We start from the raw sequence: 23,667 nt of genomic DNA on the forward strand, positions 1-23,667 counted from the left end.
TCGGAAAGGAAGAGAGAGCTGTCGGGTTCGTCATTTTAGGACCATACCATCGAGCTCTCGAATTAGCCAACCGCCTGCGGCTATCCCGAGAGAATCACCCACTATGAGCTGAATTAAAAGATAAAAATGTCTTTAATAGCTAAATGTGAGTAGAAGGGGAGGGTTTTGAGGGCTTGCGAGTCTCATTTGCAGGTCCAAGAAAGGCTTCGAAACTCGGACTTATGGCTTGAACCGAAGCTCTTAGCTTGTCCTGTTACACGCTTTTCCAAGGTAATGAGCGAAACGACAAAGGACGAACTCGGGCAAGTGCTCGAAGGCAACGAGGAGGATTTAGCCAAGGCATTGGCTGCGTTTAATTCGCTAGCGGTCGACCAGGACTGGAGCGGCGACGCGCCAGCTCCAAGACTTGATCGTCCTCGCACCATAGCCAATGCCATGGAAGTGAGCGCTCCGGGCACGTTTTCCAAGAACGCGATTCGCACGCTCAGACTGGAGCCTACGGAGTTGAGTGGCTGGTGGTTACAGCGAACGGATTTGCCTGATTCGCGGCCCATCAAGGTCTCGATCCGCAACGTTTGGACGACTGGAGAGATCGTGAGCAACATCGTGTTGCGTTCCGGTTCTTCGCACAATTACGTCCGCCTCGTGGAGCATATCATCGCCCTGAAGGCCGGCATGGATGTGGACAATCTCCTGATCAAGCTCGATTCCGGAGATCCGCCCCTTTTCAACGAAGGCAGCAAGGAGCTGGTGGAAGCCATCAATGCGGCCGGCCGTAGGGAGTTGGATGGCAAGGTGCGTTATTTCACTGTCAAAGAGCGGGTTTCGCTCCTCACGCCACACGGTGGCATATTGAGAATCGATCCAATCGATGACGGAGATTTCGCCCTTCGAATCGACTGCGCTCGCGATTTCCCCAATGCGATCGGCCAACAGAGAATTCGCTTCGTCAATAATGACCGATCCTTCCTGCACGGTTCCACCGCTCGCACCAATACCACGGCTCGCCAGAAGCTTTTGGTGAGCACCATCGGCAAGCTTTTTGCGGAATCCCGAAATCTCGGCTACAACGCGAACAACGTGCTCATCGCGGGCAAGAACAAGTACTCGAATGTGGCGACTCACCTAGAGAACGGAAAGTCGCTGGAAGCCGCCTGGCACCGCGCTGTGCTAGACTTGCTGGCGGCCTTGGCCCTAATCGACGAAGGCCGTTTTGTGGGCAAAATCGTGGACTATAAGGGCGGGCACTATCCGGATGTGGAGATGGTGAAGCTGCTCTACGCTTACGATGTCCTGAAGGAAGTCTAGGGGATCTTTCTTGGACCGCCTCTGTTTTTGTAAAATCGGACTGAAGATTTCCCAGGGGCGACCAGAATCTTCGGCGCTGCTGTACTGGGCTTTCAAAGAGTCGATTAAATGAAGCAACTCAACGTTTCTAATCGTTGTGTATTTCGTTTGTTCAACTCTGAGTCGCCTCCAGGTGTGGTAGTCTGGAGGCGCTTCTTTTTTCAGGAGCGAGGGAAGCGATAGCCGGAGCTTCGTTACCGGGAAAAATTATTAGAGGCGCTCCGAGGGGCGAATTGGTTCAGCGAGCAAGAGCCGTTGACATTGCTCGCCGCTTTCATTGGTTCGGCCAACTTCCCGCATGAAAGTTGTCCTCGCCGAAAAACCCTCCGTCGCTCGCGACATCGCCAAACACCTTAAGGCGACTCAACGAAACGACGGCTATCTGTCTGGAGCGGATTGGGCGGTGACTTGGGCGTTTGGTCATCTGGTGGAACTCAAGGAGCCGGAGGAGTATCGACCAGAGTGGAAATCCTGGAAACTGAGCTTGCTGCCGATCATTCCTGATCGATTTGAATTGCGAGCTCGTGGGGACGATGGAGCCCGCAAACAACTCGAGACGGTGAAGAAGCTCTTTACGGATGCCGACGAAATCATCTGCGCCACGGACGCCGGTCGAGAGGGAGAATTGATTTTCCGCTACATTTTGGAGTGGGCGGGTTGCGTGGGTAAGCCGGTGAAGCGACTCTGGATTAGCTCCCTTACCGCTTCCGCCATCAGCAAAGGTTTTGCCGGTCTGAAGGAAGGTAAGGAGTTCGATACTTTGCATGCTGCGGCCCGCTGCCGAAGCGAAGCGGACTGGATCGTCGGTCTCAATGCGACACGGTATTTCACAGTTGAATACGGCAAGCGGAACCTACTGCTCAGCCTCGGTCGTGTACAGACGCCGATTCTTGCGATGATCGTAGGGCGCGATACGGAAATCGAGTCCTTCAAATCGGAAGATTTCTGGGAGGTGCACAGTATCTGCCGCGAGACGAAATTTCGCCACACTGGCGGAAAAATCGTCAAGGAGGAGGAGGCCAAGGCCTTGCTGGCCAAAGTGGAAGGCCAGCCGATGGAAGTGGTCGACGTGCAGCAGAAGGAAGAACGCACCAATCCGCCGCTCTTGTTCGACTTGACGGAACTGCAGCGCGAGATGAACCGCCGCTACGGCTTCACCGCAGACCAGACGCTGCGCATCGCCCAGAATCTTTACGAGCAAAAGCACATCACCTATCCGCGTACGGATAGTCGCTACCTTTCGACTGATTTGCAGCCGACGATTGCTCCGCTACTCAAGAGATTGGCAGCTTTGAAGCCGAAGGAAGTGGAAGCCTTGGATTTGGAGAAGCTAGACTTCAGCAAGCGGATTATCGACGACAGCAAGGTATCCGATCACCACGCCATCATTCCGACCGATGACTTGCCCGGCAACTTGAACGAGGATGAGAGCCGGGTCTACGAAGCGGTGCTGTTGCGTCTGATATCAGTTTTTTACCCCCCATGTATCAAAGCGGTCACTACGGTGGAAGCAAAGGCGGCGGAAGAGCTGTTTCGGGCTCGGGGAACCGTTTTGATCGATGCTGGTTGGCAGTCGCTTTACCCGCAGATCTTTTCTGCCAAACCCGCGAAGAAAGCAGCCAAGAAGCGGGCCAAGGGAAGTTCGTCTGAGGAGAGTGCGGCCATGCCAAATTTCCAGATTGGCGAAAGCAATCCGCACCAGCCGAGTATCGAAAAATTCAAGACGAATCCTCCCAAGCGTTTTACGGAAGCGACCCTGCTTTCACTTATGGAGACGGCCGGTAAGATCGTGGACGACGAGGAGCTTAAGGAAGCCCTGAAGGACAAAGGCGTTGGAACTCCTGCTACGCGGGCATCCATCATCGAGGTGCTGATTCAGAGGAAATACGTGGAGCGAAAAAAGAAGAACCTGATCAGCACCGACAGTGGGCGACATCTTATTTCGCTAATCCAGGATGAGCGGCTCAAGTCGCCGGAGCTGACGGGAGATTGGGAGTTCCGTCTCAAGAAGGTAGAGCGCGGCGAGCAGGATGCGTCCAAGTTCATGGAGGACGTAATCGAGTACACTCGGGAGATTCTCGCCAACGATGCGGGCAAGACGGTGGACCTGAAAAATCTCGGCCCCTGTCCGAAATGCAGGGCTCCGGTGATGCGCGGAAAAACCGGATACGGTTGCTCGAGCTGGCGGGACGGCTGCAAGTTCGTCATCAAGGACGGAACGCTGGGAATGCAATTTCAGCCATCCCTCATGCGGGAGCTGTTGTACAATGGGCGAACTCTGGAGGCGCATCCGATCGATGACGGAGGGAAGAAGTTCATGGGCTTTTTGACCTTGGGTAAAGGGGGAGCGTTGAAGTACGAACGGATCGAAAGCAGCCAGGACACCGGAGGGCATGAGAAGTTTGGAGACTGCCCGCTTTGCGGTAGCGCCGTGGTGGAAGGGACCAAAGGCTGGGGCTGCTGCAATTGGAAAAATGGCTGTAAATTTGTTATCTGGAAGCAGATCGCCCAGCGTGAACTTTCAGAGGAGGAAGCCACGCTTCTGCTTGAAAAAAGAGAAACCCCGCAGTTGGACGGATTCAAGAGCAAGGCTGGCAAGGAATTCAGCGCGAAGCTGAAAATCAAGGGCGGCAAAGTGCAGTTCGACTTCAGCTGAAACACTAGGCTCAGCTAGGGTCGCTATTTTATTGCTGTAAGGGCACTTACGTACTACCGACTTTTCACACTGGAAACTCGGCTCCCACCTCTCAACCGTTTCCGGTTACCCTGAGAATTTAAGTTCGTCGGATATTCACTTATCAGCCGGCGGATTCACTACCAACGAGGGGGCAGCGGCCTTTTTCGACGGCTCTGCCCCTTCCTTGTGCGGAGAGGCGTGAAGCCTCAGGACTCTCTTTCCGTCTGACTTTCGTCTTCACGGCGATGACGGAAGACAAACAGCTTTTGCCCGGCGAAATTCCAAATGGCCCAAACGAACGTGGCTGCAAGGAATGCGGGATCGGAGGCGCCTGGCTGAGAGGCCGAAACGTCATGGACCACGCTGTTGAGCGCCCAGCCTGTCAGGTAGAGAAGGGTGAAGCGGATGGGTTCGCTTGCATTGAAGCCTCGGTTTTGGAAAGTGAAATGCTTGTGAGCGAAGTATCCCCAGATGAAAATGCAGGCGAAACTGACTCGCTTAGCCCAGGAGCTACTAAGGCCGCTGTATTGGCTCAGCAAAGAGTAGACTCCGTAGTCAATCGCGAGTGAAACTCCACTCACGAGGAGGAAGCGGCTGGCCTGGGCTAGTGTTTTACGAGTTTGGTCCATCACAAGGTCCGAGGGATTCGGAATGGGCGGGTACTAATTGAGACTGCCGCGGAGATGCAAATGATTTCTCTATCTACGAACGCTTGTAACGCAGCGAGGGCTGCGTCGTAGTTTGACAAACGCCAGAGAGCCTCCATCTAGTCGCAGGCCAAGCGATATGAAGACATTTAAGGAATTAGGAGTAGCTGCGGACCTGATAAAAGGGATCGAAGAAAAGGGAATCTACGAGCCGACGGAAGTGCAGGAACGGGCCATTCCCTACCTCCTGCAAACCAAGGGGGACTTCGTTTGCCAGGCCCAGACAGGTACCGGCAAGACGGCTGCATTCGGTTTGCCCTTGCTGCAAAATATCGACCCCAAAAAGAAGGAGGTGCAGGCTCTCATCCTCAGTCCGACCCGCGAGTTGGCCAAGCAGATCGCCAAGCAACTTTTTCACTACACCAAATATACCGCCAAGATTTTCACAGAGGCCGTGGCAGGTGGGGAAAAGATCGAAGGGCAGATCGCCGCGCTTTCGCGTCCCACTCACATTGTGGTGGCCACTCCCGGCCGCTTGATCGATTTGCTCAAGGCGAATGCGGTCGACCTTTCCAAGATCGATACGCTCATCCTCGATGAAGCGGACGAGATGCTAAGCCTCGGCTTTCAGGACGACCTGACCAAGATCCTTGGTTTTACCCGGGGAGCGAACCGTACTTGGCTTTTCTCCGCCACCATGCCGAAAGGCGTAAAGCAGATGGTGGAGCGTTACCTTTCTCCTGACGCGGAACGTATGACCATCGACCGCAAGAATCCGGTCAACCCGAACATCGAGCACTGGTACACGGTTTGCACTATCGAGGAAAAGCCGGACGAAATTGCCCGCTTCATCAAAGCCCAAAAGGGACGCCGCGGCGTGGTATTCTGTCGCTCCAAAGCGGGGGCGCAGAATCTATCGAAGGAGCTGGAAGAACGCGGCTTCGAAGTGGCCACCCTGCAGGGCGATCTCTCGCAAAAGGAGCGAGACAAAGTGATGCGCGGCTTCCGCAAGGAACGCTCCGAGATTCTTGTGTCCACCGACGTTTCTGCTCGCGGGATCGATGTGGAAGGACTCGCCTTCGTAGTGCATCACCAACTACCGGATCAAATCGAGTACTACACGCATCGCAGCGGCAGAACTGCTCGAGCTGGCCGGAAGGGAGTTTCCATGAGCTTCATTACCAAGGGTGACTTCAAGCGGATCAAAGAGATCGAGGAGGAGCTACACATCAAGTTCCGCCAGATCAGGCAGGACTAGGGAAGGGAGCTCTATTGCTCTCACATAAGTCTCCGCTTGGCAGGAGAGCGTGGATGCTAGAGTATGGGTAATGTTTTTCGGAATCGGAATAAGCCGATTCCTGAACCCCTGACCCAGCGTATCCATGATCAAACGACTTGCCCATGTCTGCTTCTTTTCCGACCAGCCGCTAGAGTTGGTTGCCTTTTACCAAAAAGCCTTCGGTTTCCCGATCGCCTTCGAAATGAACTCCGACGAAGGCTCGCCGATTGGCTGGTACTTGGACTGCGGAGATGATACCTTTATAGAAATCTTCGACCAAAGTGGAGCGGTCAAAAAATGGGGAGGCGAGGTCGTGGCTATGAAGCAAGGCGGACCGACCTTTTATCGTCATTTTTGCCTCGAGGTGACTGATCTCGAAGCCTTGCGTGCGAGCCTACTGGAAAAGGACATTTCGGCCACCGATATTATTATGGGCATCGACAACTCCTATCAGTGCTGGATCAAAGATCCGGACGGAAATGATGTGGAACTGATGCAGTACACGGAGAATAGCCTGCAATTTTCCCGCCGCTAAGCCCGCGGTACCCGTTTCGGGACTCTTGTTACATTCGAATCGTTTAAGATCGGACTGAAGACGACGCCCAGGTTTTTAGTAGAAAATGACTTTTCTCGAGGTGAGAGCATGGGGTCTTGCCTTAGCCTCCACGAGCGAACACTTTTGAGGTTACCCCCTTTATGGATACCTCGCCCCTAATACCATTTCGCCTCTCCGCGTTAATCATCGCCCTTTTGGCGATCCTGCCGTCGGCATTTGCTGAATACAAAACGGAATACACCGTAGCCAGCGATGGCAGCGGCGATTTCTTTCGCATCCAGGACGCCATCGACGACTGCAAGTCATTCCCTGACTTGCCTATCACAATCCGGATCAAAGAAGGGCGTTATCGCGAGAAGGTTACTGTGCCAGCTTGGAATACCAAGTTGAGTTTGGTTGGGGAAGGCGAGGTCGTGATCGCTTACAACTCGAATTTCAAGGCGGTCGACCGTGGGCGTAACAGTACCTTTTTCACCGCGACTCTAGAAGTTTTGGCCAATGACTTTACGGCTCGAAACATCACGGTGGCGAACACCTCTGGTCCTGTTGGTCAGGCCATCGCTCTGCGAGTGGAAGGTGATCGCTGCGCCTTCTACGAATGCAAGCTGCTGGGCAATCAGGACACGGTTTACTTGGCGGGTGAGGGAAACCGGCAGTACTTCGAAAAGTGCCATATCGAGGGAACCGTCGATTATATCTTCGGGGAAGCGACTGCGTTTTTCGAGGATTGTGTCCTGCTGTGCAAATCGGGCTCCTACATTACGGCGGCTTCGACACCACAGTCTAGCGCTTACGGATTCGTTTTTAACCGCTGCACGGTGGAGCGAGCAGAGGGAGTGGGTGAAGTCTATCTCGGTCGCCCGTGGCGTAAGTTTGCCCGTACCGTATTCATCGACTGTGATTATGGGGACGGTATCAACTCGGAGGGCTGGAAGAACTGGGGCTGGGAAAAGCCTGAGCAGACTGTATTCTATGCTGAATACATCGCTAAAGGCTCCAAGAAAGTGGCCAAGCAGCGTGTGGAATGGAGCCACCAGCTCAGCAAATCCGATTTGAGCGATTACTCGAAGGAGTCGGTCCTGGCTGGCTGGGAATTCTAAATTCGCTCCAGTTTATTCTGCGGTCTCGACAACTGCCTTCAGCGCGGGGCGCGCTTCGTTCGCGCGGTTGAAGAGCAATGAAAAATTGGTTCGCCCGCGAACGGGGAAGTTGTTGAGCCAAGAGTCCTTATCCGTGACGCCCCAGAAGGTGACGCGGTCGATCTTCTCGGCGTTTCGTACCAAGATTTCGAATATCTCTCCGTAGCGTTCTGCAAAGCGTTCTTCTTCCTCTGCGGGCAATACGCCGCTCGGGTAGAGATTGTTCTGGGAATTCGCTACCAGCTTTTTGCGGCCTATATTCGCTCCCGCTAGGTTGTCCTTTCCTAGGAAGTCGACGTCGAGTTCAGTGATATGGATCGGCAGACCGGTGGATGCAAAGGCGTCGAGGCTCGCTTCCAGATCCTCTGTACTCGGGTAATCCATACCCCAATGACCTTGCATGCCGATCCCGTCGATACGCACACCTTTGGCCTGGAAGTCCTTCACCATGCGGACCACTGCGTCGCGACGTCCGGCGTTGGTCATCCCATAGTCGTTGTACAGGAGTTTGGCATCTGCAGGCAGCTCTTCCATGGCGATGCGGAAGCCTTGCTCGGTAAAGTCATCTCCGATGATCTTGTGGAATTTCGATTCCCGCCAGGATCCGTCGTTTTCGATGGATTCGTTGACCACGTCCCAGATCTTTACGAAGTCGCCGTAGCGGGCGGCCATCATACGGGCCCGGTCTCGCATGCGTTCCAGTAAGGTTTCTCGGTCTACTTCCTCGCCGTTCTCGTCTTCAAAAATCCAGTCCGGCGCCTGGCTGTGCCAAAAGAGCGTGTGGCCGACCATTTCAAATCCGCCTTCCTTTGCGTAGCGAACTAGAGTGTCTGCTTGGGTGAAGTCGAATTTTCCGTTTTCCGGCTGGGTCGGTTCCCACTTCATAGCGTTGGTGGCGGTGAGAATCTGGAAATGGGTTTCGACGATGTCGAAGGCCGGATTTTCCAAATTTTCCAAGAAAGTATGGTCCAAGGCAGTCCCCATTTGGAAAGTACTGGCGAATGTGTCTTTCAGCGATGCTGCGGGCTCGGCGAAGCTGAGGCTGGACGCGAATAAGAGGGATAAGGAAAGCGAAGGGATTAATCTCATGGGGTTGGGAAAGGCGGTTTGTTCGGCAGGTATTCATGAGGTAGATATTCCTCAAGGCGACCTTTGCGGAGCTCTTTCGATAGGACAACGCCTTACGCCTACCGACGATTTTGGAAAAAAGCTGTAACTTCCCTTAGGGTCGCAGTGTAATTCAGTCGGACCTTCTCTCCTCTTTGCCTATGTCTTATACCAACGTCATCGAGGCCCGTGGCTTGCTCAAACGCTACGGACCTCAAACAGTCCTCAATAAAGTGGACCTAACGCTGCCGCCCGGAGCTATTGGCTTGCTCGGCCCGAATGGTGCCGGGAAATCGACCTTTATTAAGTGCCTGTTGCAGCTCGAACAAAAGGACGCCGGTTCGGTTAGTCTGCTGGGTGCGGATATCGATCAGTTCGGTCGCGAAACGCGACGCAGGATTGGCTACGCGCCGGAACAGGATTGCCATATCCCTGGAATGGTTGGCTGCGAATACGTTACCTACTGCGGTGAGTTGAGTGGAATGCCATTTGAAGCAGCCCGGCAGCGTGCCCATGAGATGTTGGACTTCGTCGGTATGGGGCAAGAGCGCTACCGGAAAGTGGATACTTATTCCACCGGTATGAAACAGCGAATAAAGATCGCCCAAGCGTTGGTGCATGATCCGGATCTGGTGTTTTTGGATGAGCCGACCAATGGTCTGGATCCCAAGGGGCAGGCTTTGATTCTGGAGTTGATCGAACGTATTTGGAAGGAGTCTGGCATCAGTGTGGTGCTCTCATCGCACCTCTTGCATGACGTGGATCGAATCTGCGATCGGATCGTAATTATCGCCCAAGGACAAATCGTAGCCCATGATACGCTAGCAGCTTTGAAGAGCCGACGCCGTCCCGAAGCAGAAGTCGTGGTGGCAGACCAGAAAGAGCGGCTTATGAACTTGTTGGCTGAAAAAGGATGGCCTGCTCGGATGCTCAACAATGGTAATCTCAAGGTAGAGCACGGGGAGGCTTCGCTAAATCCTCTAATCTCGCTCATGCGGGAGTCGGGCATCGTTCCATTGGAAATCAAGGAGAGCCCCAATGCCTTGAACGAACTCTTTCTTCAGGCCCTTGAAACAAAGCGGGAGGTGGCACTGTGAAACACGCATGGTCTGCCCAATATCGTCGCTGGGAAGGGGAGAGTGTAGGCGTCTGGACGCGACGGCTCTCTATCGCCCGCTATGGTCTAAAGCTTTGTCTGGGAGGAAAAGTAATCCGGATCTTCTTGATCCTTTCACTAGCCCAGATGCTCGTCATGTCCGGATTCTTCTTTTTGTTCGGCCAATTGGTCGCTCCCGAGAGCGCTTTGCTTCTCTGGCTTGAGGGCATGGGAGGGAAGGAAGTGACCGACCTTTTCAGGGCTCTCACATCTTGGGCTCTTCTGTATCCAGAGATTTGTGTCGATGGGGTGTATCGAGTGATCTACTACTTCTTCAGTTTCAGTTGCCCCTTTTTAACCATGGTCATCGTGGCGCTCTTTGTGCATAAGCTAATCTCGGGAGACCTCGCCAGCAATGCCATCGTAATTTATAATAGTAAGGCTCTGACTCGCTGGGACTATCTGATCGGAAAGTTCATGGTCGTTTCTACTATACTTTCCATAATCTGGATTTTTCCTGTCGTTGGATCGTGGTTGTTGAGTAACTTGCTTTCGCCAGATTGGTCCTTTTTCTATCACTCCTTTCCATCGCTAGTGCGCGGATTGACGATCGGCATTGTGGCGGTCGTTTCGCTAAGCTGTCTTGCCATGCTGATTTCTTCTTTGGCCCGTAAGACAGGAGCGGCAGTGACCTATTGGATTCTTGGGTGGATTTCCTTGGGGATGATTTCTGGAGCGGCCCAATTCGCGCATCCAGCTCTTCAATACCTAAGTCCTGTCAACGCCTTGCGTGCCGTTTCGGGCGGTATCTATCGAATGCTTGATTTGGTAGTGGATGCCCAAGGAATGTTGCCCTTCTTCGGGGGGCTCTTCCGCAAGGTCAGCGACGGGACGGATCCAGCGGAGCTGCCGATTAGCAATGGGGAAATCGTTTTGCCGCTAATGGCTTTGGCCTGCTACTGCGCGGTTTCGATCGTAATTGTGAGCAGAAAGGTGCGTGCATCATGAATTCGATAATCAAAGCGGAAGAGCTGAGCTGCTTCTACGGAATCGTGCTGGGCCTAAACAATGTTAGCTTCGAGGTACCGGCTGGGATAACGGGATTGGTTGGTCCGAACGGAGCTGGAAAAAGTACGCTCATCAAACTCGTTACCGGACAGCTGGCTCCGTCGTCAGGCAGTCTCACCGTTTTTGGCGAACGCCCGAGAAATAACAAAGCCTTGCTCAGCCAGATCGGCTATTGCCCCGAGCGGGAGCAATTGCCAAAGGATCTGCGGCCGTTGGACTGGTTGCGGGCTCTCGCATCTGTTTCAGGTACCTCCTGGAAGGAAACCAAGTCTCTGGCCGAAAAAGCCCTTCGTCGCGCCCGTTTGCCGGAGATTCATTGGAAGAAGCGAATTGGGACCTATTCGAAAGGCATGAAGCAGCGGGTAAAACTTGCCCAAGCCATTATGCATGACCCGAAACTCGTGATCCTCGATGAGCCGATGAACGGCCTAGATCCGATGGGGCGGGCGGAGTTCGGAGATATCCTGAAGGAGCTGAACGAGGCCGGGAAAAGCATTCTGGTATCCAGCCATATCTTACACGAGCTAGAGTTTCTCTGCAGCGGATTTGTAATGCTAAACTGGGGACGCGTGCTCGCTTCCGGGAACCAGATCGATCTGCGTAAGACGGTGGTGGAATGGTCGGATGAGATTTCGATCCGCTGCTCCGACGCATCCAGTCTGGCAGCCCATCTGCAGTCTAAGGGCCTGCTGCGAGGATTTTTGGCGGACGGGATGGACCTAACTATTTGGGTCAACGAGCCAGAGGCCTTCCTCGCCAATTGGCCGGATCATTTTTCCGGCTGCGACGCAGAGGTCTACGAACTGCGAAACAAGAACCAAGCGCTTTCCAGCATATTTGAAAGGATGACTCGATGAACGGCAGCACGAATGCAAAAGCGAGCTTCGGGGCCATTCGCGGATTGGTCTTCATCAAAATACGCGAATTGACCACGCCTTTCGCCCTAGCGCGAAGCGGAGCGGTCTTTGGCATCGCTTTGGTACTCCTTGGACTGTTGGCCTGGGGCAGCGACGATTTCTCGGAGCGGTACTTGGGGCTAATTCGAGGTGTCTTCGCCTTAACCTTCCTGCCCATCTTTTGCCTGACTAAAGGAGGCGAAACGCTGCGAAGCGAAATGAAGGACGGGACAATCGAATACCTTTGGACGCGTCCAGTCGGCAAAGTGGAGCTCTTTTTCGGTTTTTATCTGAGCTCTCTTCTCGGGTGTTTTGCGATCATCTATCCAGCTCTGCTAGGGATTAGTTTGGTCGGCCTGATCCAAGGGGCGATCGGGGTATCAAGCTTGTTGCTGCTTTGGGTAACAGTGACGGCGGTAGTTGCCAGTTTTGCGGCGATTTCAGGGGCGATAAGCTCCTTCACCTCAAAGTTCGTGGTCTTTGGCATCTTTTACTATTCCTTTGTGGAACTGGGCCTCGGAGCCATCCCGAATGGGGTGCAACGCTTGGCGATTTCCTACCATGCGGAGCAATTGCTCTACGGTTTGGATGGCAGTTCCTTTCTCGATGGAACCGCGCTCGGCTACATTCTGGCCACGGGAGCTCTGGGGCTCGCAGTGGGGGCGAGTTTGTTCGCCAAATCCAAGTATGTGGTGGGCGGAGAAAAAGAATCCTAATTTTCTGAATTAATTTTGTAACCAAGCAACCGCCTCTCGTGAAACAAGGGGTAACAAACGAATTATCATGACGATAAAGAAACACTTTTGCCTACTCATCGCTTCCGCAGTCGCCTTCGCCGGCGGATTGGCGGCGAGCCCACTTGCTCAATCCGAAATCGATAAGGACGCCAAATGGCTGGCCCATGTCGACATGGAGGGCCTGATGAACTCATCTTTCAGCGAGATGGGCGTGGCCAAGCTCAAGGAACTCATCCAGGAGAACAACGAATCCAGTATCTCCATCGACGTGGACCTGTTGCTCTCCGAGATCAAGTCGATCACAGCCTACGGAGCCAGCTTTCAGGACGATGCCGCCAACGAGAGCGTGATCATTCTAAAAACCGGCGACCGGATGCAGGCCATCTTTGACGGATTCATCGCCCATCAGGAAATGGAAGGGAAGGAAACCGGGCTCGAGCTTCTCGACGATAAGCCTTACCAAAGCTACCTCCTCGGCGGAGAGCTTTTCCTCGCTTTCCCTGACAAGAACTACGCCATCGCCGGAAAGAACTACGACCGGATTGAACGCGCCTACCGCGTGGTGGAAGGCGATGGACCGAGCTTGGAATCCGCAAAAGAACCATTGATCCTCAACGAGGGAGCAGGCTTCTTCTTGATGTTCACTGCCAATGGCATCGACAGCCTTAAGAACATGCCGCCGCAGGCCCGTATGTTGCAAAAGACCAAAGGCGGGCAGCTCTCAATTGGCGAGAAGGATGGCCTGTTTCGGGCCAACGTTATCTTAACCACCTCGGGTCGGGAAGTATCCCTGCAGTTGTACCGAATCGTGCAAGGCATGGTCGCTCTGGCGTCCTTTACCCAAGTGGAGAATCAAAGTATGGTGGAAGTCATGAACGGCGTTGTGGTAGACCAAGGAGATTCTTTCGTCTCAGTCGACTTCAGCTACCCAGTAGATAAGCTCCTCAGCCTAATTGGATCCGTGATGAAGGAAGCGACTGAAAACCATAGCCACGGAGCAACTCCGCCGACCCCACCAGCTCCACCGACCACGAGCCATAGAGGCGAATCTGGAGACGCAAGCCGAACGCTTGTAGTATACACCAATGTTTAGTAGCGGTAACTTCCTTTCTCTGAAACTTCCCAAGGTGACTTCGTCCGCCACAAACGTAGACAGCATGAACACTCTTGCAGCGAGCAACGGGATCGATCGTGCGGGCTTTGCCAGGTTGGTGGAGCAACATCAGGACAAACTGCGCAACTTCCTGTATCGCTATACGCGAAATACGCAGGATGCAGAGGACTTGACGCAAGACACTTTCGTGAAGGCGTACCGGAACATTCATCGGTACGACAGCAAGTATAGCTTTTCGACTTGGCTCTACACCATAGCCCGTCGCACTGCCTACAACCACTTTCGCGACAAGAAGCCAACCGAGGCCTTGGAGTACGATATCGCCGCCGGAGCGGATACCCCCGATGTGGAGGCCGCTCAGGAGGACGAAAAGGATTGGGTCTGGGAAGCTGCTAAAAAGCTGAAACCCGATTTCCGTGAAGCCTTAACCCTAAAGTACGTGGACGATCTTTCGATCGAGGAAATCTCACGAGTTATGGGCAAGACCCAGACCAACGTGAAGATCATCCTCTTCCGCGCTCGCAACCAGCTCAAGAAGTTGCAAACCATTGAAAACCCGAGGAAAGCATAGATGAAAAAGTCACTCTACAGAATTGCGATTAATTGGTACCAAGCCTCGGACAAACCTTTGCCGGCTTGGTTGGAAAGAGCCTGCCAAAAGGACGATTCGCTCGCTGCGGAAAAACGTTTTGGCGATGACCTGACTCGTTCGCTCAAAAGAAGCCCAAACGACCGCGAGCCAATTACGGGCGATGATATGGCTTCGCGAGTACTTCGCCAAATCACAGAAGAAGACTACCTCGCCGAGCAACAACAGTCTGACTCGTCAGCTGGGTTTGCAGGTTGGGCAAGGGGAGTCGGAATGGCGGCTGCAGCATTTACGATCGCTCTTGGAGCCTACCAGTTTTTGGATACGGACAACGGCTTGCCGAATGGGGGCGAGAGCGGCGCGATTGTTATGATTGAATCCGAAAAGGCCACTGACGGACTCTTGGAAGACGTGACTGAAGATTGGAAGAACCCACTCGATCAGGAAGTCGAATACATTGTATCCGATGCCAAAAATGCGCTTAGCTTCCTCGCGACCACTTTCGTTCCCTCCAGTTACCTCGTTTCCGACGAGAACGCTTCCTAAGGGTTACACCAAGTTGGGGCAGGGCATCGCACTCGCAGTCCCTATGCCAAGCTAAGATGGGAGCGCCGATAAGCGAGCGGGCTCATTCCTTGGGACGCTTTGAACTGTCGCGTGTAGTAGTTGCTGTCGTTGAAACCGACTTCGAACGCGATATCCGAAACGGGTCGCTTAGTGCTGACCAGCAATGACATCGATTTCTGGATACGCAGCTGCAGCAAGTAGTTGATAGGCGTTTCGCCTGTTGCGGTTCGGAAGACTCGCATGAAATTAGCCCGCGACATGTGAGCCATGGCGGCGAAGTCCTCGATCTTCCAAGCTTTGGCAAAATCGTCCTCGATACAGCCAATCACTTTGGCGACTCGCAGAAGGGCTTCCGCATTGGTCGAATCGCTCTCCTGATAGAGCCGAGACAAGTAAACCACGAGCTCCACGAATTTGCCAAACATTGCTGCTTCGTAGCCTTCGCGCTTATGTTTCGTCTCCGTATCCAATTCAATGGAGATGCGTTCCGCATGGGCTAGCCGTTGCCGGTTGAGGTGCAAGTGACTGGTGAAGCGGTGTTGCTTGCGAAAGAGCGGCTCTAGCAAGAAGAGGGCTCTATATCCGGGGATCTTTCGTAGGCGGTTTTCTGGGAGGTTGAGCAGCTCCGGCTCGAACATGATGTTGGTCATCTCCAGATTCTGGAGGTCGTAGTAGTAATGACTTTGCTGCCCCTGCAGTACGAAAACATCTCCGGTGGTCACGGGGAACTCAGCTCCCTCTAGCCAATGCATGGCGCCTCCATGGGTGATGATCGACAATTCGCAGAAATCGTGGGTGTGGCGAACCTCCGTCAAATCGTGCTCATGAGTGATCTCGCTGTCTGCTCCCGCCTTGATACGACGCACGGTGAGCGGATGGTCCGGGTTGTCGAAATAGTTGGCTCCTTCCGCCACGACGCCAGTGCTTTGATCGGATTTCATGCTGTTTGTGCTCATATTGTGACGTAAATTTCCTGAAAACTTATGGCTACGTGCCTCTGTATCTATGGCGAGAAGAGCTTAAGTGGCTGTATATAAAGAGCTTAAATGGATGTTGTACTCTTGGGCGAACTGTGAGACGATAATGCTAGAGATTGAGCAAATGTTAAAGGCAGAATTCCAGGAATCGTGCGATAATGTACCCTTTACCCGAACCCCCTCCCTCAGAAACGATGGCATATTTAATTGGTATTGATGTTGGAAGCTCCTCCGTGAAGGCATCCGTTTTGGATGCAGAGACTGGCGTTTGTGCCGGAACCGCTTTCGCCCCGAAAGAAGAGCAGCGTATTAATTCTCCTCAAGCGGGATTCGCCGAGCAGGATCCGCAGATGTGGTACGACAACGCCCGCATCGCCGTACGCGAGGCGATGACTGCCGCCCGCATCAGCGGAGACGCGATTAAAGGGATTGGGATCTCGTATCAGATGCATGGCCTTGTTTGCGTGGACAAGGACCAGAAGGTTCTTCGTCCCTCCATCATCTGGTGCGATAGCCGTGCGGTCAGCTACGGTCAGGCAGCGTTTGACGCCATCGGCAGCGAGAAGTGCTTAAGCCACCTGTTGAATTCGCCGGGCAACTTCACGGCTATGAAATTGGCATGGATCAAGGAAAACGAGCCGGAACTTTTCGCCAAAATCCACAAGATCATGCTGCCTGGAGATTGGCTAGCCATGAAGCTGACCGGCGAAGCCCAGACCACTCCCTCCGGACTTTCAGAAGGAATCTTCTGGGACTTCAAACAGGATCAGGTTTGCGATTTCCTATTGGAGCACGCTGGCTTTTCGTCGGACTTGATTTCCGATGTGGTACCCACCTTTTCGGTACAGGCGACTTTGACCAAAGCGGCGGCTGACGATTTTGGCCTATCCGCAGGAACACCCGTTTCTTACCGGGCAGGTGACCAGCCCAACAACGCCCTATCGCTAAACGTGCTCAATCCGGGTGAGATCGCGGCAACCGCTGGTACTTCAGGTGTTGTTTACGGCGTGACCGACCAAGTTCGCTACGATCCTCAGTCGCGTGTAAATACTTTCGCCCACGTCAACCACACGCCCGATGCGGCTCGCTTGGGTATCTTGCTTTGCATCAACGGAACCGGTTGCTTCAACTCGTGGGTGAAGCGTACGCTCGGTATCTCCAGCTATGAGGAGATGAACGCATTGGCCGAATCGGCTCCGGTCGGAGCGGAAGGCTTATCAGCTCTACCATTTGGAAACGGGGCAGAGCGTGTGCTCTGCAACAAAAACCTGGGAGCGTCTTTTTCCGGTCTAGACTTCAATCGCCATACGTCTGCCCACATTTGCCGAGCTTTGCAGGAAGGTATTGTATTTTCTTTCCAATACGGAATTGAAATTATGAAACCCCTTGGTCTGGAAATTTCTAAAATCCGTGCCGGCAAGGCGAACATGTTCCTCAGCGAGCTTTTCTGCAAAACGCTTTCCAGCATCAGTGGAGCGGGTATCGATCTTTACGAGACAGATGGTTCGTTGGGCGCTGCTCGCGGAGCTGGTTATGGAGCGGGAGTCTACAAGTCGCTTCCAGAAGCCTTCGCCTCGCTCAAGCAGGTTAAGTCCATCGCTCCCGAAACCGGCCCATACGCAGAAGCCTATGCGGCATGGAAAACAGCCCTAGAGCAAAAACTCTCATAAACAAAACACCCCTAACCCAGAATTAATTAACAGCATACCGTATCATGAGTATCATTACAGGAGACAAAGAGTACTTCCCAGGCATTGGGGAAATTAAGTTTGAAGGTCGCGACAGCGACAATCCACTAGCGTTCAAGTGGTACAACCCAGATCAGGAAATTGGCGGACAGAAGATGAAGGACTTGTTCAAGTTCTCCATCGCGTACTGGCACACTTTCTGTGGCGTGGGCGGTGATCCATTTGGTCCTGGCACCAAGGTTTTCCCATGGAACGAAGGTGCGGACGCAGTTGCTCGCTCCAAGGCCAAGGCAGACGCCGCATTCGAATTCATCACCAAGATCGGCGCTCCGTATTACTGTTTCCATGACATCGACATGGCGGAAGAGGGTTCCACTTTCGCGGAAACCGAGGCAAATCTCCAGGCGACTGTTGAATACGTTAAGGAAAAGCAGGCCGCCTCCGGCGTTAAGCTGCTTTGGGGCACTGCCAACCTCTTCAGCAACCCTCGCTACATGAACGGCGCGGCTACCAATCCGGACTTCCCAACCGTAGCGTACGCGGGAGCCCAGATGAAGAACGCCATCGACGCGACCATCGCTCTCGGCGGCGAGAACTACGTTTTCTGGGGTGGCCGCGAAGGTTACATGTCCTTGCTCAACACCGACATGAAGCGCGAAAAGGAGCACCTTGCCCGCGTGTTGACCATGGCCCGCGACTACGCTCGCAAGAACGGCTTCAAGGGAACGTTCTTCATCGAGCCAAAGCCAGCCGAGCCATCCAAGCACCAGTACGATTTCGACGTGGAAACGGTAATTGGATTCCTTCGTCAGTACGACTTGCTCAACGACTTCAAGCTGAACATCGAAGTGAACCACGCCACGCTCGCTGGCCACACCTTCGAGCACGAGTTGCAGGCTGCAGCCGACGCTGGATTGCTCGGTAGCATCGACGCGAACCGCGGCGACTACCAAAACGGTTGGGACACTGACCAGTTCGCTATGAACATCAACGAGCTCACCGAAGCGATGTTGGTATTCTTGCGCGCTGGCGGTCTCAAGGGTGGCGGCGTTAACTTCGACGCTAAGACCCGTCGTAACAGCACCGACCTCGAAGACATCTTCATCGCCCACGTTGCCGGAATGGATGCCTTCGCCCGGGCCGCGTTGATCGCCGACAAGATCCTCACCAAGTCCAAGATCCCAGGTATGCGCGATGCGCGCTACGCAACCTTCGACGAAGGCAAGGGTGCTGCATTCGAAAAGGGAGAACTCTCCCTCGAGGATCTGTACGCTATCGGATCACAAGGCGGCGAGCCAACGATGATCAGCGGCAAGCAAGAACGCTACGAGCAGATCATCAACGACTTCCTCTACTAGTAGTAGATAGAGATTTAGATACATGTGGTAGCTCAGGCGCGACTTCGGTCGCGCCTGTTTCGTTTTGACGTACCGAGCATGAAAAGATGGCCAAGTCCTGTTTTTCGGTCCTAGCTTTGCTGCCATGCGTTACCTCAAACCCCTCTTAGCCGCTCTCACGGCCTTTCTGCTTTGCTCCTGCGAAACCACCTCGCTTCCTCAAGAGGTGGAGCCTTTGACTATCGTCTTAATCGGTGACTCCACGATGGCCAAGAAACGTGACACCGCTCGTCCCGAAATGGGATGGGGCGAGGCCTTGGAGGCCTTTTTCGACGGATCCGTGAGCGTTTCCAATCACGCCCTGAACGGTCGAAGCAGTAAGAGCTTCATCGGCGAAGGTCATTGGGAAAAGGCGTTGGCCGAACTCCAGGAAGGAGACGTACTCGTTGTAGAATTTGGGCACAACGATCAGAAGATCAAATCGCCAGATCGCTACACGGAGCCTTATGGCGAATACTCGGACAATCTCCGCCGCTACGCTCAAGAGGCTCAGGAAAGGGGAGCGTCTGTTATCATCGCTAGCTCGATTTGCCGACGGAAGTTCAACGAGGCCGGCGTGCTCGAAGATACGCATGGGGACTATCCGGCCGCGGCAGAAGCGGTCGCGGAAGAGCTAGGACTGCCTTATGTGGACATGGAGGCTCGCTCTCGGGAGATGTTGATCGCTCTCGGACCTCAGGCATCGGAAGGCCTGTTTATGAATTTGAAGCCGGAAGAATTTGAAAACTATCCGGATGGGAAAGAGGACAACACCCATTTGCAGCCACAGGGAGCGAAAGCTCACGCTCAGCTTTTCGTGGATGGTTTGCTCGACCTCGGACATCCCCTGACTGAGCGCCTCAGGTGAGGCCCCTTATCCCCTTTGAAAGAGGCTTTCGAGGAAGGGTTTCGCCTCGAGCAGCGTATCAAAGGTGTGGTCCACGCGGGCGAGGGATTCTGGTCCGTGCGGACACATGTCCGGCACGAGGGCGGTGGTCATGCCGGCCGTTTTGGCGGAATGGATTCCATTGACCGAGTCCTCGAAGGCGATGCAGGAGCTAGGAGGAATTCCCAGTTTCTGGGCGGCTGTCAGGTATGGTTCTGGATGCGGTTTGCCATGGGTAACCTGATCGCCAGTCACAGTCTCATTGAAAAGCTCCAGCAATCCGTGCGACTCTAGTTTTCTCGATGCGTACTTGTAGGATGAGGAGGTCGCCAGAGCCTGTGGAACCCGCAAACTCGCTACCATCTGTATGCATTCTTTGGCTCCCGTTTTGAGCGGAGGCCCTTGAGCAATCAGATCGTCGTATGCTAAGCCGGCTCCGCGGCGAAGCTCCTCCACGTCCACTGCCTCGCCGAAATACTCGGTCAATTTTCTCACAATCGTGGGCGAGTTCATGCCGATCAAGGTCTGGAAAAGCGGCAAATCGATTTCGACGCCGATCGCATTTGCTCCGATTTTCCATGCCTCGAAGGAGAGTCGCTCCGTGTCGAAGATGAGGCCGTCCATATCCCAAACGACGGCTGCGATATCTTGTTTGGTCATCACCTAGTCAGAGGAAGTCTAAAAGGGTGGCTGCGACAACTCCAAACCTTGCTATATCGAAATAGAAGGGGTAACTACCCCTTTTAAAAAAATCGTAAGATCAGCAATGTCACAGAAATCCAACTCTAAGCCTAACTGGCGCAAGCGAATCTTAATAACCGGCCTCGTCCTCTTTACCCTGTATCTCTGTTTTGGGATCTGGGGCGTGCCGAAGATTATGATCTCTCAGATCGAAAAGCTCGGTAGCGAGGCCCTCGGGCGAGCAGTCACGGTCGAGAAGGCCACTTTCAATCCGTTTTCCTTCGAGGCCAAGCTATACGGTATTGCCATAGATGGCAAGGAGGGGACCGAAGGCGATATGTTGACCATTGGGAAAGTCTCAGCCAACCCGCAGCTTTCCAGCGTGTTTGGGACAATTACGGTCAAATCTGTGATCATCGAGGATGGAGATCTTTCGGTTGAAAAGCTGCCCTCCGGGGATTTCGACTTTCAGGATATTCTGGATACGCTTGCGGCTGCACCTGTTGAAGAGGAAGAAGAAGAGTCTGGCGAACTGGTCGCAGCGGTTTTGAGGACTTTGCAATTGAGCAACTTTAATCTGCATTATGCAGATTCCAGTCTGGCGACTCCTTACCATGAGACAGTCAAGATCGTGGCTATCAATGGTCAGGATATAGGCACTGTCCCGAACAAAGATGTGGGCTCGCCTGAGAGTGATGTGAAATACCATTGGGATTTCGATGTTCAGATCGAAACGGAAAGCGGGGCAAACTTTACTCTGAATGGAGGAGCGACTGCGATCGATCCATGGGCTTTTGAGGTGCAAGCGAATTTGGCTGAGTTCCCGTTGGCTTCAGCTCAGCCATACGTGGATGAATCTGCCGTTATAGAAGTAGTGGGTAGCCTTGGATTCGATATCACTGCCAAAGTCGATCTCAGCGACGAAGAACCTAAGATCGTGGCCATGGGATCGATGAGCGTCGGAACGTTTTCAGCTCGAGACGCAGAGCAAACCTTTGCTGCGTTCGAAGCCTTTAATATCGATGGCATCAGCATCGATGCGAACACCATGGCTCTCTCCGTCGATTCGATTGAGATGCTGCGTCCGGTCTTCTCCGCAATTCTCCTCGAGAACGGAGAGCCAAGACTTCCCGTCATGAAAGAAGCGCCGGTGGGCGAAGAAGTGGCAGAGTCCAACGAGGATGGGGAGGAGCCTGAAACGTCTAATTTCTCGGCCAGCATCGCCAAGGTTTCTCTCGTCGATGGCCATGTCGACTTTGAAGACCGGAGTTTGCAGAGTCCCTTCCAAACTGCTATCTCGGGGCTGCAGCTAAACTTGAGTGACCTAGAGGCTGACCAGACAGAAGAGGGATATGACGCCTCGGGAGCCCTGAGCCTAGTCATGCAAATCTTTGAAGGATCGATCGAGATGGAGTCCAAGCTGGAGTCGCTGGAGGGGCTCGGAACGACTCATCTCAAGATATCCAACCTGCAATTATCTCCGGCCCAGAACTACGTGAGCGAATTCGCCCACGCCAAGGTAATGGATGGTATCCTTTTTATGGATATTGAGGCCCAAGTTCAGGCTTTAGGCAATCCGGTCATCAAGGGTTCTCTTGGCTTAGAGAATTTGAATATCAAAGAAACACTCAACGACCGAGAAGTTTTCGCAATGCAGAGCCTTTCTCTACAAGGGATCGACATCAAAGAGGAATCGATATCCCTAGAGCTTATTGAACTGGGCACGCCGCGCTTGACGGTTTGGCAGAACGAACAAGGAGATAACCTTTCCCGGCTCATGAAGATCCAATCCGATGCGGAAGAGTCCGTCGAGGCGGTGGAAGAGAGTACCGGCATGAAGGTAGCAATCGGTAAGCTACAGCTCAATTCGGCCGGTATCGAATTCGTAGATACGACTCTGGTTTCCACCCAGCAGAGCCATTTGCAAGACTTCGACCTCACCGTAGAGAATGTATCTACCGATCCTGATAAAATAGCTGACTTTTCCTTCGAAGGTCGAGTGGACGGAGCAGCCAGTCTAACGGGGTCCGGCAAGGTCATCGTGGCCGATCCGGAGGCTTACATGGATCTCGGCATGAAGTTCAAAGGATATGACTTGGTCGGAACTAGCCCCTATTGGGAAACTTACCTCGGTCGCAGCGTTGCCAAGGGACAGTTCGAAATCGATTCGACTTACGAAATTCGAAAGAGCCAGCTCAAGGGCACCAATAGCTTCAAGATCGATCAGCTCACCCTCGGGCAAAAAGTGGAAAGCGAGCGAGCGATCAACTTGCCTCTGGGCTTTGCCATGAAATTACTCAAAGACCCAAGCGGCATGATCGCGTATCCGAACCTGCGAGTCGAAGGCGATTTGACTGATCCGCAAGTGAAACCTTGGGGCTTGATTGGCAAGGCGGTTCGCAACCTAATCCTCAACGCTGTGGCTTCGCCCTTTAAGTTCCTTGCCGGTATGGTCGGAGGTCGTGAAGATTTGGATACCATCGCATTTAGCACTGGCTCCGTGGAGCTCGACGAAGTCGCCACAGAGAAGATCGACGCCTTGCGTCAAATTATGCTGCAACGCCCCGGTCTAAGCCTTGAACTCGCTTTCAAGAGTTCTCCGGAAGAAATTGAATTCCTCGAACAGCAGTTCGACCTTCACCGCATTATATCCCCCGATTATCAACCCGTCAGCGGTGTCGACTTGATTAGCGAGATCGAAGACTCCGTTTTGAAGGAGGCAGTTGAACGCGAATACGTAGCTGGCATGGAAACAAGAGAGCCCGTCGTTTCGGAAACTGGCGTCGAGGACGAGGGAGAGCCTGTAGCAGCAGAAACTGCTAAAAAGGACTCTGATAAGTCCGGCTTGGCAGGAGGCGTATTCAAGAAAATCACCGGAGTTTTAGGTCTCGGAAAAGACGAGGACAAAAAACAGGAGTCTGCGTCAGAAGAGGTAACCGAGAACGAGGCACCAGAAGAAGCTGCGGAGCCCACCGAACCGAGTTACGAGGAGAAGTTGCAGATCGTCCATTCGGAACTTCCTGAAGTCGAATTCCAAAGCCGCTGGGTCGCAGATGTCGCAAACGAGCGGATACTTCGATTCAAGCAGGCCCTTCTTGAGGACGGTTCGGTGGAGAACAACCGCGTTTTTGCGACCGAACTAAGCTCCGAGGATGAGAAGAAACCAGCCGGCAGTTTGATTATCAAGTTGTCCGAGTAGCGACGTATATCTGACCCGCAGTAATTTGTTCGGACGGCAAG

General features: G+C 53.4%; 20 protein-coding genes. 16 read left to right on the top strand and 4 right to left on the bottom strand.

Annotated elements, in window-relative coordinates:
• Positions 1 to 273 precede the first annotated feature (273 nt).
• Positions 274 to 1,308 (top strand): UDP-3-O-acyl-N-acetylglucosamine deacetylase, encoded by a 1,035-nt coding sequence (locus H5P27_RS15395; protein WP_185661326.1) that lies wholly within the window; start codon positions 274 to 276, stop codon positions 1,306 to 1,308.
• A 337-nt stretch (positions 1,309 to 1,645) separates the two neighbouring features.
• Positions 1,646 to 4,003, top strand: a complete 2,358-nt coding sequence (locus tag H5P27_RS15400; protein WP_185661327.1) for a type IA DNA topoisomerase — start codon at positions 1,646 to 1,648, stop codon at positions 4,001 to 4,003.
• Between the two features lie 227 nt (positions 4,004 to 4,230).
• Here the strand turns inward: H5P27_RS15400 and H5P27_RS15405 are convergent, their stop codons facing one another.
• Positions 4,231 to 4,653, bottom strand: a complete 423-nt coding sequence (locus tag H5P27_RS15405; RefSeq protein ID WP_185661328.1) for a GtrA family protein — start codon at positions 4,651 to 4,653, stop codon at positions 4,231 to 4,233.
• 157 nt (positions 4,654 to 4,810) lie between these two features.
• Between H5P27_RS15405 and H5P27_RS15410 the strand changes: the two genes are divergently transcribed.
• The 3 genes from H5P27_RS15410 to H5P27_RS15420 all read left to right on the top strand — a co-directional run bounded on the left by H5P27_RS15410 (position 4,811) and on the right by H5P27_RS15420 (position 7,606).
• Positions 4,811 to 5,929: a DEAD/DEAH box helicase gene (locus H5P27_RS15410; protein WP_185661329.1), complete on the top strand. Its 1,119-nt coding sequence runs from the start codon at positions 4,811 to 4,813 to the stop codon at positions 5,927 to 5,929.
• A 124-nt stretch (positions 5,930 to 6,053) separates the two neighbouring features.
• Positions 6,054 to 6,485, top strand: coding sequence for a VOC family protein (locus H5P27_RS15415; protein ID WP_185661330.1), 432 nt, complete (start codon positions 6,054 to 6,056; stop codon positions 6,483 to 6,485).
• Between the two features lie 161 nt (positions 6,486 to 6,646).
• Complete coding sequence (locus tag H5P27_RS15420; protein ID WP_185661331.1) at positions 6,647 to 7,606, top strand: pectinesterase family protein; 960 nt, start codon at positions 6,647 to 6,649, stop codon at positions 7,604 to 7,606.
• 12 nt (positions 7,607 to 7,618) lie between these two features.
• Here H5P27_RS15420 and H5P27_RS15425 read toward each other — a convergent pair whose 3' ends face one another.
• Complete coding sequence (locus tag H5P27_RS15425) at positions 7,619 to 8,734, bottom strand: endo-1,4-beta-xylanase (RefSeq protein ID WP_185661332.1); 1,116 nt, start codon at positions 8,732 to 8,734, stop codon at positions 7,619 to 7,621.
• 179 nt (positions 8,735 to 8,913) lie between these two features.
• Between H5P27_RS15425 and H5P27_RS15430 the strand changes: the two genes are divergently transcribed.
• From H5P27_RS15430 to H5P27_RS15460, 7 genes are all read left to right on the top strand, one after another.
• On the top strand, positions 8,914 to 9,849 hold the full coding sequence (locus tag H5P27_RS15430) for an ABC transporter ATP-binding protein (RefSeq protein ID WP_185661333.1): 936 nt from the start codon (positions 8,914 to 8,916) through the stop codon (positions 9,847 to 9,849).
• Positions 9,846 to 10,856: an ABC-2 transporter permease gene (locus H5P27_RS15435; RefSeq protein WP_185661334.1), complete on the top strand. Its 1,011-nt coding sequence runs from the start codon at positions 9,846 to 9,848 to the stop codon at positions 10,854 to 10,856. Before H5P27_RS15430 ends, H5P27_RS15435 begins: the two co-directional genes overlap by 4 nt.
• Positions 10,853 to 11,773, top strand: a complete 921-nt coding sequence (locus H5P27_RS15440; RefSeq protein ID WP_185661335.1) for an ABC transporter ATP-binding protein — start codon at positions 10,853 to 10,855, stop codon at positions 11,771 to 11,773. The genes H5P27_RS15435 and H5P27_RS15440 overlap by 4 nt, the downstream gene beginning before the upstream one ends.
• Positions 11,770 to 12,528, top strand: coding sequence for an ABC transporter permease (locus H5P27_RS15445; RefSeq protein WP_185661336.1), 759 nt, complete (start codon positions 11,770 to 11,772; stop codon positions 12,526 to 12,528). The genes H5P27_RS15440 and H5P27_RS15445 overlap by 4 nt, the downstream gene beginning before the upstream one ends.
• Positions 12,529 to 12,595: 67 nt before the next feature.
• The gene (locus tag H5P27_RS15450; protein WP_185661337.1) at positions 12,596 to 13,642 is read left to right on the top strand and encodes a hypothetical protein; all 1,047 of its coding nucleotides are present in this window, start codon (positions 12,596 to 12,598) and stop codon (positions 13,640 to 13,642) included.
• Between the two features lie 64 nt (positions 13,643 to 13,706).
• Positions 13,707 to 14,234, top strand: a complete 528-nt coding sequence (locus H5P27_RS15455; protein WP_221774741.1) for an RNA polymerase sigma factor — start codon at positions 13,707 to 13,709, stop codon at positions 14,232 to 14,234.
• A complete protein-coding gene (locus H5P27_RS15460; protein WP_185661339.1) occupies positions 14,235 to 14,798 on the top strand; it encodes a hypothetical protein in 564 nt (187 codons plus the stop codon).
• A 41-nt stretch (positions 14,799 to 14,839) separates the two neighbouring features.
• Here H5P27_RS15460 and H5P27_RS15465 read toward each other — a convergent pair whose 3' ends face one another.
• A complete protein-coding gene (locus H5P27_RS15465; protein WP_185661340.1) occupies positions 14,840 to 15,760 on the bottom strand; it encodes an AraC family transcriptional regulator in 921 nt (306 codons plus the stop codon).
• Positions 15,761 to 15,990: 230 nt separating this feature from the next.
• On the opposite strand from H5P27_RS15465, the gene H5P27_RS15470 reads away from it, so the two are divergent.
• The 3 genes from H5P27_RS15470 (at position 15,991) to H5P27_RS15480 (ending at position 19,728) form a co-directional block, all read left to right on the top strand.
• Entirely contained in the window at positions 15,991 to 17,466 is a 1,476-nt protein-coding gene (locus tag H5P27_RS15470) for a xylulokinase (protein WP_185661341.1), read from the top strand.
• A 44-nt stretch (positions 17,467 to 17,510) separates the two neighbouring features.
• Complete coding sequence (gene xylA / locus H5P27_RS15475) at positions 17,511 to 18,842, top strand: xylose isomerase (protein WP_185661342.1); 1,332 nt, start codon at positions 17,511 to 17,513, stop codon at positions 18,840 to 18,842.
• A gap of 124 nt (positions 18,843 to 18,966) precedes the next feature.
• Positions 18,967 to 19,728, top strand: a complete 762-nt coding sequence (locus H5P27_RS15480; protein WP_185661343.1) for a rhamnogalacturonan acetylesterase — start codon at positions 18,967 to 18,969, stop codon at positions 19,726 to 19,728.
• A gap of 6 nt (positions 19,729 to 19,734) precedes the next feature.
• Here H5P27_RS15480 and H5P27_RS15485 read toward each other — a convergent pair whose 3' ends face one another.
• Positions 19,735 to 20,406 carry an HAD family hydrolase gene (locus H5P27_RS15485; RefSeq protein WP_185661344.1) on the bottom strand — a complete coding sequence of 224 codons (672 nt, stop codon included), beginning with the start codon at positions 20,404 to 20,406 and terminating at the stop codon, positions 19,735 to 19,737.
• Positions 20,407 to 20,512: 106 nt separating this feature from the next.
• Between H5P27_RS15485 and H5P27_RS15490 the strand changes: the two genes are divergently transcribed.
• On the top strand, positions 20,513 to 23,626 hold the full coding sequence (locus tag H5P27_RS15490; protein WP_185661345.1) for a DUF748 domain-containing protein: 3,114 nt from the start codon (positions 20,513 to 20,515) through the stop codon (positions 23,624 to 23,626).
• The last annotated feature ends 41 nt before the right edge of the window (positions 23,627 to 23,667 follow it).

Source organism: Pelagicoccus albus (assembly GCF_014230145.1).
GTDB classification, from domain to species: domain Bacteria; phylum Verrucomicrobiota; class Verrucomicrobiia; order Opitutales; family Opitutaceae; genus Pelagicoccus; species Pelagicoccus albus.